Raw genomic sequence first — 13,887 nt, 5'->3', positions numbered from 1 at the left:
TCGCTCGGAACGGGAGCCTCATGAGCAAAGCCCTGACCTCATTCGCGCTTGCCGCCGTGCTGACGGCCTTGCTGATGGCGCTCAGCCTGGCGGTGGCCAGGCATGGCTATCCCTATGGCGCGATCGGCGCCAAGCGCTTGAGCGACGTCGCCGATGCGGGGGCGTTCATTCCGCTCGCGGCGGTCTACTTTCTCAGCGCACTGCTGATGATGGTTCTGCCGATCAGGCTCGCCGGCATCGTACTGACACATGCCGCCGATGCGATCTTCTGGACGATCATCGTGTTGTTTGCGGTCATCGTTGGATGTCTCGCCGCCAGATTTGCCTTCGGTCAGCGCGATGTGCTCCCGGCACTGCTGAATTGGCGGTTCCTGTTTGTCGCAGCCGTCGTCGGATGCCATCTCTTCATCAACGAGCTGCGCCGCAACATCCTGTTGCGAAGCCTGTTCTTCGTCGTCTTCGCCACAGCAACACTGGCCTGCCTGTTTTGGTCCTTCACCGTCTGAGCATGTGCGACCGTCGGCAGGCGGCTTAATTCTTGTCGACCGGCTTTGAGCGCATTCGCGAAACGGTCTCACGCTCGGCCCGCTTCGAACGCATCGGCGGCAGGCCGCGGTCGACCAGGTCCATGTCTTCCAGCACCATGTCGCCCATCCGCTTGAAAGCGATGTCGAGCGCACCGGCCCGGTGGGCGGAGCGCAGGAACCCCGGCAATGTGCGGACCGGGTGATCCTGGGCCAGCGGCTCCTCAGGAAAAACATCGCTGGCGGCGAGAATATGGCCGCTGCGGACAGCATCCATCAGTGCCGGGAAATCGACCACGCCGGATCGGCTGAGCAAAATGAAAGCGGCTCCCTTGCGCATCCTGGCAAACGCCTCGGCGCCGAGGAAGCCCTGGTTTTCGCTGGTCACCGAAGCGACGACGAAGACGAAATCGCTGTTCGACAGAACGTCGTCGAGAGAGGCCGGCTCAACGCCGTTTTCGATCAGGATCGACGGCGGCAGCCACGGGTCGAAGGCTTTTGTCCGCGTGCGAAAGCCTGACAGCAGCCGGTTGAGCGCACGGCCAAGATCGCCGAAGCCGATGATGCCGACGTCCGCGCCGGAAAGAAGCCGCGCCGTCCGGTTGCCGTCGCCGCCCCAACGCTCCTTGCCCTGTCGAAAGGCGAGGTCGGCGTCGACGATGTCACGGGCGAGGTTGAGCGCCATGGCAAGGCCGAGTTCGGCCACCGGTTCTGCAAACACCAGCCCGGTGGTGACGACATGGATGCCGCGCGAAAACAGCGTCTCGTAGGGCATGTTGTTGATGAGGTTGCTCTCGACATTGAAGATGCAGCGCAGCGCCTTCATTTTTTCCAGCGTCTCCGGCGCGATAGGTGGCTGGCCGACGATGTAGCGCGCCTCGCCAAGGATATCGGCCGGCAGCGCCGCCACCGCTTCGGGCGATGTTTCGACGATGCGGTATTTCGATCGAAAGTTCGCCAGCGCGGCCGGCGTGAAGATCAGGTCGAGCGTGCGCGGTTCGGGTGCGCTGATCACCAGGGGCAAGGCGCTGTCGGACATGATACTTCACCTCCCGTGCGATCCGCGTCGCACCACACTAGAATCGTCTTTTCCCGCCCCCGACACCTATCACATGCCTGTCGAGAAGGAGAAGTTTGCCTTCTTCGGCCTTGCGGTGCGGCGGTCGGTGGTCCAGATAGACGGCGATCGAAAGACGACAAGGAAGACAGCGACATGATCCCGTTTCGAAAGAACCTCATCGATGGCGAGTGGGTAGGCGATGCCGGCTCCCGCAACATCAACCCGTCCAATCTCGACGACGTGGTCGGCGAATATGCATCGGGGGGCGCGGAGCACGCTCGGCAGGCCATCGCAGCGGCCAAAACGGCATTTCCGGCATGGTCTCGATCGGGCCTGCTGGCCCGCCATGCGGTGCTGAGGAAGACGTCGGACGAGATCACCGCGCGGAAAGATGAAATCGGCCGGGCGTTGGCGCGCGAGGAAGGCAAGACGCTGGTCGAGGGCATCGGCGAGACCGTGCGGGCCGCCCAGATATTCGATTTTTTCGCCGGAGAGGCGTTGCGCCTGTCGGGCGAGCTGGTGCCGAGCGTGCGGCCCGGCGTCGGCGTCGAGATCACCCGCGAAGCGGTCGGCGTCGTCGGCATCATCACGCCGTGGAATTTCCCGATCGCCATTCCGGCTTGGAAAATCGCTCCGGCGCTGGCCTACGGCAACACCATCGTCTTCAAGCCGGCGGAACTCGTTCCGGAGAGCGCCTGGACCATCGTCGACATCCTGCACCGCGCCGGGCTACCCAAGGGTGTGCTCAATCTGGTCATGGGCAAAGGTTCGGTGGTCGGCCAGGCCATGCTCGATAGTCCTGACCTCGACGCCATCACCTTCACCGGATCGGTCGGCACCGGCAAGCGCGTCGCCGCCGCCAGCGTCGAGCACATGCGCAAGTTCCAGCTCGAAATGGGCGGCAAGAACCCGCTTGTAGTGCTCGACGATGCCGACCTTGCCGTCGCCGTCGACTGCGCTATCAACGGTGCCTACTTCTCGACCGGCCAGCGCTGCACGGCGTCGTCCCGCCTGGTGGTGACGGACGGCATCCACGACCGCTTCGTCGAGGCGCTTAAGGACCGCATGGCCAAGCTGGTCGTCGGCGACGCTCTCGATGCCAAGACCCAGATCGGGCCGGTTGTCGACCAGAGCCAGCTCAAACAGGACGAAGACTATATCGCCATCGGCCGTCAGGAAGGTGCGGACCTTGCCTTCGGTGGCGAGCGGCTCGATCGTGAAACCCGCGGCTTCTATTTGCAGCCGGCGCTGTTCACCGAAACCACCAACGCCATGCGCATCTCGCGCGAGGAGATTTTCGGACCGGTCGCCAACGTCATCCGCGTCAAGGATTATGACGAGGCGCTGGCGGTGGCCAACGACACGCCGTTCGGCCTGACCTCCGGTATCTGCACCTCGAGCCTCAAGCATGCCACGCACTTCAAGCGCAATTCGGAAGCCGGCATGGTCATGGTCAACCTGCCGACGGCCGGCGTCGACTTCCACGTGCCTTTCGGCGGACGCAAGGGATCGAGCTACGGCCCGCGCGAGCAGGGCCGCTATGCCGCAGAGTTCTACACAACAGTGAAGACCGCTTACACGTTTGCCGGCTAAGAAAAGACGGCAGACCAGCCAGGCAGGCGAGCAAATCGATGACATCTGAGAATACGGCCCTGACCTGGCTCAATCCGCCGCCGCACCACGCCTTCGGCAACAATACGGTGCATGTACGGACCGGCAAGGAGACCGACTTCTGGCGCGAGACGTTCTACGGCTTCTGGCGCGACAATGGCCATTTCCTCTATCGTGAGGTCGAGGGCGATTTCAGCGCCGAAGTCACGGTCAAGGGGCACTATGAGGTGCTTTACGATCAGGCCGGGCTTATGGTCCGCCTGAGCGAGACGCACTGGATCAAGGCCGGCATCGAATACACCGACGGGCTGATGTATTTTTCCGTCGTCGTCACCAACGATGCCTCCGACTGGTCGCTGGCCAGCATTCCCGCCGACCCCGACGGGGTCAGGATCCGCCTGACCCGCCATGCCGAAACGATCCGCGTCCAGTATCTGGACGCGTCCGACAAGCACTGGAAACCGGCGCGACTTGCCTATTTCCCGCCGTCGAAAACGGTCGATGTCGGCATGATGTGCTGTTCGCCGCAGCGCGAGGGTTTCGAAGTGACATTCAGCGATTTTTCGATCAGCCCGCCGATCTCGCGGGAGCTTCACGACTGAGGCGCCGCGATGCGGTCGGGCGGTTTGCGTCGGGCCGGCCTCAGTAGGTCGCCCTGCCGCCGGAGACGTCGAAGACGGCAGCCGTCGTGAACGAGCATTCCTCGGACGCGATCCAGCAAATCAGCGCCGCCACCTCCTCGACCTCGCCAAAACGCGCCATCGGTATTTTGGACAGCATGAAGTCGATGTGCTGCTGGCTCATCTGCTGGAAGATCGCGGTGCGCACGGCCGCCGGCGTGACGCAGTTCACCGTCACCCTGGTCTTGGCCAGTTCCTTGCCGAGCGATTTGGTCATGCCGATCACCGCCGCCTTGGAGGTGCTGTAGGCCGAGGCGTTCGGGTTACCTTCCTTGCCGGCAATCGAGGCGATGTTGACGATCCTGCCGTAATTGCGTTCGAGCATATGCGGGACCAGCGCTTTGTTGCAGAAGAAGACGCCGTTGATGTTGATGTCGATGACCCGGCGCCAATCCTCTACGGAATACTCCCAGGTCGTCATGTTCGGTCCGGTGATGGCAGCGCTGGTGACAAGGACATCGACTGCGCCAAGCGCTTCGACCGTCTCTCCGGCGGCGGCTTCGACCGCTATGGGGTCGGCGACGTCTAGGGTGACGCTGTGCAGGCCTGGAACAATGGCCTTGGCCTGCTCGATCTGGGCCGCATCGCGATCCCAGACCGAAACACGCCCACCTTCGTCAGTGATCCTTTGCGCGACGGCCAGGCCGATGCCTGAGGCGCCGCCGGTGATAACAACAGATCGTCCGGCAAATCGTCCCGCGAAACTCATCGGCATGTCGTATTCCTCCCAATCGGCGGCGAATGTGAAGTCAACGGCGGACAAGTTCAAGCGCGGACTTGCAGCCTCAGAACAGCTTGTGATGGGCCAGCACCGGGCAATTGGACGGCACTGCCTCCTGGCCAAATCGTCTCGTCCGGTATTGCGGAGAACGGCTGGAACGACTTGGCCGGTTGGCATCCGGGTGACAGGCTGCGCCGGATGGGCTATATTGCACTGCACAATGCGAGCGCCTGCAGGCGAGGCTCCCATCGATCCGACGAATCGGACCATGAGCGGTCCATGAACTCGGCATTGAGCTGCAAGGACGGAAAACCGCTACCGAGATGAAGATTCCAAAATCTCTGTTGATCGATCCGGACAAGAACACGGTCTATGGCAGCTTTGCCGTTGCCGTCTCGATCTGGGCGTTCTCCTACTCGACCATTTTCGGCCAGGCGATGATCCTGGCCTACTATGCAGTCTGGCTGCCGCTCATCTTGGTCGACTATCGGAAGATATTAAGGCACGCTTCCAGCGCCTGGCTTCCGCTGGCCCTTGCAACCTATGTCTGCTTCTCGGTGTTCTGGTCGGCGGCTCCCGGCACCACGGCAAGGACGGCCGTCCAATATTGCTCCCATATCGCCTGCGCCTATATTGCCGCGCGCACCGTCAGCGTCCGGACCTTGACCATAGGCGCCCTGATCGGGATTTTCGTCGTCCTGCTCTACTCGCTCAAGGTCGCGAGCTATTCCTACGACGTTCTCGATGGCACCTATAATTTCGTCGGCGCTTTCAGCTCCAAGAACCAGATCGGTTTTGTCGCATCGCTTGGCATCTATTTCTGCGTTGTCTACCTCGCCTTTCTCAGGCGGGGCCGGATAAGCTTTTTGTTGATCGTACCGATTGTCCTTCTATCGGGCTATCTGCTGGTCGTGTCGCATTCGGCCACTTCGATGGCATCGACCCCGGCGGTTCTCGCTCTGGTCGCCCTGCTTTCCATCGGCAAGCTGCTTTCGCTCCGCCATCGCCGGGTGATTTTCATGATCGGTGCGGGCGGGCTGGTCGCCTGCAGCGTGATTGCGCTGAATCTCGGGCTGACGGACTTTGTCCTTGGCCTTTTCGGCAAGGATTCGACGCTCACCGGACGAACCTACCTCTGGCAACAGGGCTGGAATGCCGCGCAGCAATCGCCCATCCTCGGCGTCGGCTACGCGGCCTATTGGGTGCAGGGCTTCTCCGAGGCCGAGCGGCTGTGGAACGAATTCTACATCGCCGCGCGAAGCGGCTTCCACTTCCACAACACCTACATCGAGACCTTGGTGGAACTCGGCTTCGTCGGCGCGACACTGCTTTCGCTGATCATCCTGCGCACGCTCTGGGGCCACGTCTCGGCGCTGATATTCAGGACATGGCAAGCCGACTCCGTGATTCTTGCCGGCGTCATGGTGCTTCTGTTCATCCGCTCCTTCGTCGAGGTCGAGACCCTCAATCCCTACATCATGGGATCGTTTCTGCTGTACTACAGCTACTTCAAGCTGGTGAGGGTGCCGGCCGTCGCTCCTTCCCGGTGGAGCGCCGTGAACCACCTAGAGGAACCGGACGCCGTGCGAGGCTAGAGCGGGCGGATCCAGGCGGTTCCTGCCCGAAGGCGGCCTTGTTTTCTGATCCATAAGATACCAAACGCAAAAACCCCGCAGACCGCTGCCTGCGGGGTTGGTGCTTCGTTCCGGTGGAAAGAAGCTACTGGATGGCCAGGGGCGCTGGTTTGACCTTGATCACGTCCCCTGGCAGCACCGGTGTGTCTTCATCGGCGGTGATTTCGCTGGTCTTGCCGTCGACCACCCGCACCAGGGAAAATGACAAGGCCGCTGGTTCGTTATTGCCGTAGAATTGCGGCATGGGGCTGCCCGACAAGGCCTCGGACATCAAGGCCTTTTCCATATTCAGCTTCAGCGTCACCTCGTTGAGATCGGCTTCCGTCTGTTGCCGGTCGGTCGCGAGGCTGGAGTTCTGGGTGTTCTCGAGATCGATGGCGTCCTGGGTGGCCTTGCTGATCGACTGCTTGGCCGTGAGAATTGCCGTTTCGTAATCCAGGATCTGGCCTTCAAGGTCGGCGATGGTTTGCTGCGAGTTCAAAACCCGCGTGTTGACGACCAGGCCCTTTTGCGCCAGCGAGCCGATGCCGTTGAGCTGCTCCTTCGCCAGATCGACCTGCTTCTGCTGGTTGACGATCTTTTTCTGCAGCGAATCGATCTCGCTCTGCAGCAGCGCCTTCAAATCGTCTAGCGCCTGCAAGCGCAGCTTGAGTTTCTTCTGGTCGGCCGCCAGGATCGCCGTCTCATCGGCAACGATGCTGGGCAGTTTCGGATCGTCGGCCACCTCTTTCGGCACCGCGAATGTCGGCTTGTCCGCCAGTTCCGCTTCGACGCGGGCGCGCTTGACGGTCAGCCTGACCAATTGGTCTTGTAGTACGTCGAAATTCCCCTTGGCATTGATCAGGTCGCGATCGTAGCGCTGTCCGCTCTCCGGGGTCCGCCGGGCTCCGCCGGCAATGCTCATCGCTTTCAGCACGGTCAACCCAGGCACACAAGGATACTGGCCAGGCGCTTGCACCTCGCCGGAGATGTAGAATGGCCGGTACTGCGCCATTTCGACGGAAGCCTCCGGCCTGTCGGCCAGAGCGAGCTTGCGCTGCAGCGCCTCGCCGAGCGATGCGGCGATCTCCGAAGTCGTCTTGCCGGATGCGGGCATCTCGCCGACGAAGGGAACCGACAAGGTTCCAGCGGGCCCGACCGTGTATTCTCCATTGATGGCCGACCAGTCGCGGAACGTGCCTTCGACGGTCTGCCATTCCGCCACGCGGATGGTCAGCTTGTCCTGTGCTCCAAGCCGATAGTCGTCGGCGAAGGCAAACTGTGGCAGGGCTAGCGACAGCGTCAGGCCGGTCGCCACTGTAAGGCAAGTCGTCAAAAGTCGTACTCGCCGCATGCGTCTGGAGAGAATGCCGGTGCAAAAAATATCGATTATATCTGCTTTCAACTGAGCGTTTCCGATCTGGTTTGCCCCGCCCGATGAACTGCCGATGCCTGAGTTAGGGGCCTGAGTTTCGGGCCCGAATTCTGGACAGCTGCTCCTCGATGTACGGCCAGCAAGCGGCCGTCAGTAGCAGCCTCGCGACATCCAGACCGCAGGTACGGTCTTGATGATGATGCGAATGTCTTCGAACATCGACCAGTTCTCGACATAGTGCCTGTCGAACGCGACGCGGCTGTCGTAGGAAACGTCGTTGCGTCCGCTGACCTGCCATAGCCCGGTCAGGCCGGGGCGCGATTTCAAGTAATAGACGGCCGAATTGCCATAAATCTCCAGCTCGTCGCGCACCACGGGACGAGGCCCGACCAGGCTCATATCCCCCTGCAGGATGTTGATGATCTGCGGCAACTCATCGAGGCTGAGCTTCCTCAGCACCGCTCCGACGCGGGTGATCCGCGGGTCGTTCTTCAGCTTGCGGGTCGCGATCCATTCGGCGCTGGCCTCCGGATTCGCGGCGAGATAGGCAGCAAGCACCCGCTCGCCGTCTGGAACCATGGTGCGGAACTTGAGGCACGGAAAAATCCGTCCTCCGCGGCCGATCCGGCTATGACCATAGAAAATCGGCCCGCCATCGGAAAACTTGACAAGCAGCGCTATCATCACGAACAGCGGGCTGAGAGCGACCAGGCCGATCAGCGAACCGGCAATATCGAAGCTGCGTTTGAGCAGGCCGCCGATCGGTGGCGGAAAATCGACACCGGCCTGCGAAAAATCCGCATCGGCCGGCTTGGCTACGTCCCTCATGCGTAAACTCCATACGTTGAACGGATGGTTTACCGCACGATACCAAAAAAATGCTGCAGCGCAACACACAATTTCCCAGACGGCTGTAATAGTCGCGTCATGAACTGACTAAATAATAAACTCGTCCTGCACAAAATTTCGCCTTTATGTCGCAAAAGAGACGGATTATGGGCAATTTTGGAAAAGCTAGTCCAATTTTGAGGCTGATTTTAGGCGAATCGCTCATTATACCCTGTTGTGGAGCTTTGTCGTCATTTAGAATTTCGAAATAACGACTGATGTTGTGATAAAATACTAGTCGATATCATAAATCTTGCTGGAGCGAGTCGATATCCGGCAATCAGTGGTGATGCCGACGTGTGCATTGCACCATGGCAGAGTCGATCCCGAGGATTCGTTTAAAATTTATTCCGCAGCTGCCCTTGCCGGCTATTGCGCGGCTCAATAGAGTTGCAAATTGTTTCTGTCGGACTAATGGACAGATTGGGCTAGGCCGGAAGCAACCGGCCAGAAGCGGGCAACCTAAATAAGCTCGCAGAGTTTAAGGGAGGTGCTCGGGGTGGGCTTGTCGACATTTTTTCCCGAGCCGGTGGATGGGCTATCGGGTATGTCACTGCCAAAGTTCATTATCGGAATGTGTTTTGCGCTGGCGATCGTGATCGTCTGGTCCTATTTGGGCGGCGCCTCGCTCGGTACGACGCTGTTTCGCGTCATCGGCTGTGCCATAGTCATCCAAATGGGTTATTTTCTACTGGTCTTTGCCATGGTCGCCAGAAATGCCCCGACCCCGGCCGACAAAATTCGCGACGCTGAACGAAAGCTGAGTTCGAACGAGGCGGCCGAAGGCGAGAAATTCAGCGCAAGGAGAGGCCTTCACTGATTTCGGGCCTGGCCGGGTCTGCGATGTCCATGTGACCTATGGTTAAGCTCGCCGGTCCTCTGACGAATTGCTCGCCTCGACAACACCGGCAGTCGGCATTCCTGTTCTTTCGTTTCCTTGACACTGCGGGCCTCGACGCGCTCGCTCCGCCCCGCCGCAGTCCGGTCGGCCAGGACCAGCAACTGATTTTCCGCCAGTCGAGCGCTCTGATGGAGCGTGTAGGAACGGCTCTGCCAAGCGGCGCATTTCTGGAGCCATCCCGATTGAGGCTCGCCGCCTGCCCAGCCGGGCCATGACACCCAGCAGAATGAAAAACTGGACGGCGCCGATGATTTTGGCGATGCTTGCTTCGCACTTGCAGCATAGGCGTTTGGGCCGATGCATTTCAGGTTGGGCGGTGGGTCATTGAGCGGTCGGGGCGAGGAAATCCGCAACGACTTCTGCAATCGAGAGGCATGTCCATGACATCATTCCAGGTCTGCGTGATCATCGCCGCACGCAATGCGGCGCGGACAATCCCGGCTGCCATTGCATCGGCATTACGCGAACCTGAGGTTGCGGAAGTTGTCGTCGTCGATGACGCGTCCACCGACGATACGGCGAAAGTCGCCCACGCAGCCGGCGACGGCACGGGCCGCCTGTCCGTCATCCGCTTCGACGTCAATCGCGGCCCCTCCTTTGCACGCAACGCCGCGATAGCCGGTTCCAGGTCGCCGTTCATCAGCATTCTGGACGCTGATGATTTCTTTTTCGAAGGCAGGTTTCACAGACTGTTCGCCAGCACCGATTGGGATTTCGCCGCAGACAACATCATGCTTGTCAGGGATGACGCGGCAACCGACGTTTCGAAAATCGTTGCTCCACCGTTCTCGCCCGAGCCGGAATTCCTCGATTTCGAGGGCTTCGTCGATGGCAATATCTCCAGGCGCCGTGTGCAACGAGGGGAACTGGGCTTCCTCAAGCCAGTGATCAGCCGCGCCTTCCTCGATCGGCATGGGCTGCGCTACGACGAGAAGCTGCGCCTGGGTGAAGACTATGAACTCTATGCGCGCGCGGTTGCCCATGGCGCGCGCTTCAAGGTCATCAAATCCTGTGGCTACGGCGCGATCGTGCGCGCCGATTCGCTGAGCGGACGGCACAAGACCCAGGACCTGAAGCATCTGGCCGATGCCGACCTGGCACTGCTTGCGATCGACAGTTTGCCGGAGGCATCGAAGGCTGCGCTGAGAAGGCACGAGCGGCACATCCGCGACAAATACCGGCTGCGGAAGTTTTTAGACGTGAAGGCTGAGCGCGGGTTGGCACCGGCCGCGGCCTACGCCTTGGCCGGCTCGTCCAACCTCACAGCCGTCGTCCGCGGCGTTGCCTCCGACAAGCTGGATGCGCTGTTTCGCCGCGCCGGCCTCGCCGCGAAGCGTCAGCATGTGCCGCCGCTGCGCTTCCTCATGGCCGGAACCAGCACGGCCAGCGATAGCTAGGCCCGTCAACGTGCGATGGCGGTAGCCACTCCGTTACCCTTAGGTCGGCTCGCACCATTTCAACGAGATTCATGAGTTTACGATCTAGGTGGTTGCCTATGCGCGCAGGGAATGGCAATCTATGTTGCGGTGCAGCAATTTTGGACGGCCAACCGAACTGGCCCGAGACATACCCTGTCGGAGGAGCTGGACGATGCAAGAAATGTCTTTTGAATGTGGACGGGCTCTAAGGCCGTTCACCAGCTCGACGATGACGGGGCGCTGACTACATGGCCTCGATCTTTCGCTTCCGATCGAGAGATCCGGCGCGCGACACGCAGACCGACACCTCGCGCCTCGATCGCTTGGCAAAGCTGCTGGACCAGATCGCGGCCGAAGTCGAGGCGGAGAAGAGCGGACTTGAGAACCGCTACAGGACAACGGCCACCAATGCCGCCTTTCTGGTCGAGGCGATGGAGAACGGTTCGGTCTCCTCGCGCAGGTCTTCCGAAGTCGGCGAACTGACCAGGTCGATTCTGAATTGCGAGCGGCGCATCACAGCGCTGTCGCGCCAGATGCAGATGATGAAGGATCTCCGTCATTCGCTGGATGAAATCTTCGAGCCGAAGCGGCAGAACGGTCCCGACATGAGGACTGATTTTGTGAAGCCCGCCGATTCCGGCACGGGCTGAGCGAACACCCTGGGTCGGCGCAATGGTTTAGGCACAACACGGAGCTTGGGAGCGACAGAGGTCAAGATCAGGTTGTTTCGTCACGGTTCGAACGATCGCTTTGGGGGCGCACAGCACAAGGTGAGTTTTGATATGAATGCAGATCTTAAAAGCACGTCCGCCCCGGCACCCCGCGGCACCCCGTTCACGCGCCCGATCTCAGGCAAGCTGCGGCCGCTCCGTTCAGACGGCGCGTTTCTGCTGATCGTTCTCGTCAGTCTGGTTGCGGGCCTTGTACCCGTCCGTGCGCAGGATCTGCCAACCGCGCCGTCTTTTGTCGATGATTTCACCAGCCTCAGTCGCGCGCGCTGGTACATTTCCGACGGCTGGACGAACGGCAAGCATCAGAACTGCACCTGGTCCAAAAACCTGATCGGGCTTTCCGACGGCATGCTGACGCTCGGTTTCGAGAAGCGCAAGCTGAAGGATCGCGAATTCGCCTGCGCCGAGATCCAGACCAAGCAGCGCTTCGGCTACGGCACCTACGAGGCGCGGATGAAGACCGACACGGGCTCCGGCGTCAACGCGGCATTCTTCAGCTTCGTCGGCGATGCCGACAAGCAGCCGCATGATGAAATCGACTTCGAGGTGCTGACCAAGGACACGTCCAAGGTTCAGGTCAACGCCTACATAGCCGGCAAAGGCAAGAACGAGAAACTGGTCGACGTCGCCGGCGGCACCGACAAGGCCTTCAACGACTACGCCTTCGTCTGGGAAAAAGACCGGCTGCGCTGGTACGTCAACGGCAAGCTTGTCCACGAGATCACCGATCCGGCGAAGCTGCCCACCCATTCGCAAAGGATCTATTTCAGCCTGTGGGGCAGCGACACGATGAAGGGCTGGATGGGGCCGTTCTCGGATCCGGGCCGCAAGCTCACCATGCAGGTGGATCGCGTTGCGTTCACCGCACTCGGCCAGCCCTGCCAATTCCCGGAATCGCTGGCATGCAACACAAACTAGAAGCGCATCTGAACCGGCCGGGCCGAAGGTGGTCGGAAAACCGAAGCTTGAACACGCCCGAAGCCTTGAACAGGAATGAAACCGAATGAATTTGACTGTCTTTGGAATCGGCTATGTCGGTCTTGTACAGGCGGCGGTGCTTGCCGAAGTCGGCCACCAGGTGGTCTGTGTCGACATCGATGCAAAAAAGGTCGAAAGGCTCAACCAGGGCCATGTCCCGATCTTCGAGCCCGGTCTCGAAAATATGGTCAAGGAGAACCATGCCGCCGGCCGCATCAAGTTCACCACCGACGCCGCCGCGGCGATCAAGCATGGACAGATCCAGATGATCGCCGTCGGCACGCCGCCGGGCGAGGATGGTTCGGCAGACCTCAAATATGTGCTGGCCGTCGCCGAGGCTATCGGTCGTGAGATGGACGCGCCCAAGATCGTCGTCGGCAAGTCGACCGTGCCGGTCGGCACCTGCGAAAGAATAAAGGCCAGGATCGCCGAGACGCTGAAGGCGCGCGGGCGCGAGGATCTGGTTTTCGACGTCGCCTCCAATCCGGAATTCCTCAAGGAAGGGTCCGCTGTGAGCGACTGCATGAAGCCCGACCGCATCATCGTCGGCACCAGCAACGAGGACACCGAGGCGGTGATGCGCGAGCTCTACGCGCCGTTCAACCGCAACCACGAAAAGATGATCGTGATGGACGTGCGCAGTGCCGAGTTCACCAAATACGCGGCCAATTGCATGCTGGCGACCAAGATCAGCTTCATGAATGAAATGGCCAACCTGGCCGAGCAACTGGGCGCCGACATCGAGGAGGTCCGCAAGGGCATCGGCAGCGACCCGCGGATCGGCTACCACTTCATCTATCCGGGCCTCGGCTATGGCGGCTCGTGCTTCCCGAAGGATGTGCGTGCCCTGATCAAGACCGCCGAGGCTGTCAAGTTCGACGCCAAGCTGCTGCGTGCCGTCGAGGAGCGCAACAACCAGCAGAAGTCGGTCCTGTTCGAGAAGGTGCACCGCTATTTCAAGGGCAATCTCAAAGGCAAAACCTTTGCGCTGTGGGGCCTCGCCTTCAAACCCAATACCGACGACATGCGCGAGGCCCCGGCCCGCACGCTGATGGAAGCGCTCTGGGCCGCCGGTGCCAATGTCCAGGCCTATGATCCGGAGGCGATGCAGGAATGCCAGGCGATCTACGGGCTGCGCGACGACCTGCAACTGTGCGGCACCAAGGAGGCCGCGCTGCGAGGCGCCGACGCGCTCTTGATCGTGACCGAGTGGAAGAGTTTCAGCGCGCCGTCCTTCGATGCATTGAAGAACGCGCTGACCAGGCCCGTCATCTTCGACGGACGCAATCTCTACGACCCCAAGGTCATCGCCCGCCACGGCATCGAATACCACAGCATCGGCAGAATGGCGGCGTGACGCTAGGGCGGTCCAGCAAGGAGCCAGGTC

General features: G+C 60.7%; 13 protein-coding genes. 9 read left to right on the top strand and 4 right to left on the bottom strand.

Annotated elements, in window-relative coordinates:
• Positions 1-20: 20 nt before the first annotated feature.
• Positions 21-506 carry a hypothetical protein gene (locus NKH80_RS26005; RefSeq protein WP_352687025.1) on the top strand — a complete coding sequence of 162 codons (486 nt, stop codon included), beginning with the start codon at positions 21-23 and terminating at the stop codon, positions 504-506.
• Between the two features lie 25 nt (positions 507-531).
• Here NKH80_RS26005 and NKH80_RS26000 read toward each other — a convergent pair whose 3' ends face one another.
• Positions 532-1,563 carry a hydroxyacid dehydrogenase gene (locus tag NKH80_RS26000; RefSeq protein ID WP_352687022.1) on the bottom strand — a complete coding sequence of 344 codons (1,032 nt, stop codon included), beginning with the start codon at positions 1,561-1,563 and terminating at the stop codon, positions 532-534.
• A gap of 177 nt (positions 1,564-1,740) precedes the next feature.
• Here NKH80_RS26000 and NKH80_RS25995 point away from each other — a divergent pair, with 177 nt between their 5' ends.
• Both NKH80_RS25995 and NKH80_RS25990 read left to right on the top strand, forming a co-directional pair.
• Positions 1,741-3,177 carry an aldehyde dehydrogenase family protein gene (locus tag NKH80_RS25995; RefSeq protein ID WP_352994492.1) on the top strand — a complete coding sequence of 479 codons (1,437 nt, stop codon included), beginning with the start codon at positions 1,741-1,743 and terminating at the stop codon, positions 3,175-3,177.
• A 38-nt stretch (positions 3,178-3,215) separates the two neighbouring features.
• Entirely contained in the window at positions 3,216-3,797 is a 582-nt protein-coding gene (locus NKH80_RS25990; RefSeq protein ID WP_352994437.1) for a DUF1349 domain-containing protein, read from the top strand.
• 40 nt (positions 3,798-3,837) lie between these two features.
• On the opposite strand, the gene NKH80_RS25985 is transcribed toward NKH80_RS25990, so the two are convergent.
• Complete coding sequence (locus tag NKH80_RS25985) at positions 3,838-4,590, bottom strand: SDR family NAD(P)-dependent oxidoreductase (RefSeq protein WP_352994435.1); 753 nt, start codon at positions 4,588-4,590, stop codon at positions 3,838-3,840.
• 329 nt (positions 4,591-4,919) lie between these two features.
• Between NKH80_RS25985 and NKH80_RS25980 the strand changes: the two genes are divergently transcribed.
• Positions 4,920-6,191: an O-antigen ligase family protein gene (locus tag NKH80_RS25980; RefSeq protein WP_352751966.1), complete on the top strand. Its 1,272-nt coding sequence runs from the start codon at positions 4,920-4,922 to the stop codon at positions 6,189-6,191.
• A 124-nt stretch (positions 6,192-6,315) separates the two neighbouring features.
• Here NKH80_RS25980 and NKH80_RS25975 read toward each other — a convergent pair whose 3' ends face one another.
• Positions 6,316-7,563 (bottom strand): polysaccharide biosynthesis/export family protein, encoded by a 1,248-nt coding sequence (locus NKH80_RS25975; protein ID WP_352687051.1) that lies wholly within the window; start codon positions 7,561-7,563, stop codon positions 6,316-6,318.
• A gap of 171 nt (positions 7,564-7,734) precedes the next feature.
• Complete coding sequence (locus NKH80_RS25970; protein WP_352479827.1) at positions 7,735-8,412, bottom strand: sugar transferase; 678 nt, start codon at positions 8,410-8,412, stop codon at positions 7,735-7,737.
• A 559-nt stretch (positions 8,413-8,971) separates the two neighbouring features.
• Here NKH80_RS25970 and NKH80_RS25965 point away from each other — a divergent pair.
• The 5 genes from NKH80_RS25965 (at position 8,972) to NKH80_RS25945 (ending at position 13,857) form a co-directional block, all read left to right on the top strand.
• A complete protein-coding gene (locus NKH80_RS25965) occupies positions 8,972-9,292 on the top strand; it encodes an exopolysaccharide production repressor protein (protein ID WP_352506982.1) in 321 nt (106 codons plus the stop codon).
• Between the two features lie 455 nt (positions 9,293-9,747).
• On the top strand, positions 9,748-10,770 hold the full coding sequence (locus NKH80_RS25960; RefSeq protein WP_352506981.1) for a glycosyltransferase family 2 protein: 1,023 nt from the start codon (positions 9,748-9,750) through the stop codon (positions 10,768-10,770).
• 269 nt (positions 10,771-11,039) lie between these two features.
• A complete protein-coding gene (locus NKH80_RS25955) occupies positions 11,040-11,441 on the top strand; it encodes a hypothetical protein (protein ID WP_352506980.1) in 402 nt (133 codons plus the stop codon).
• 132 nt (positions 11,442-11,573) lie between these two features.
• Complete coding sequence (exoK, locus tag NKH80_RS25950) at positions 11,574-12,440, top strand: endo-1,3-1,4-beta-glycanase ExoK (protein WP_352479829.1); 867 nt, start codon at positions 11,574-11,576, stop codon at positions 12,438-12,440.
• A gap of 85 nt (positions 12,441-12,525) precedes the next feature.
• Positions 12,526-13,857, top strand: coding sequence for a UDP-glucose dehydrogenase family protein (locus NKH80_RS25945; RefSeq protein WP_254816094.1), 1,332 nt, complete (start codon positions 12,526-12,528; stop codon positions 13,855-13,857).
• Positions 13,858-13,887 lie beyond the last annotated feature (30 nt).

The sequence above is a fragment of the Mesorhizobium sp. M0904 genome (assembly GCF_040319475.1).
GTDB lineage: Bacteria > Pseudomonadota > Alphaproteobacteria > Rhizobiales > Rhizobiaceae > Mesorhizobium.
This window is presented reverse-complemented; position numbering and strand designations above follow the sequence as displayed.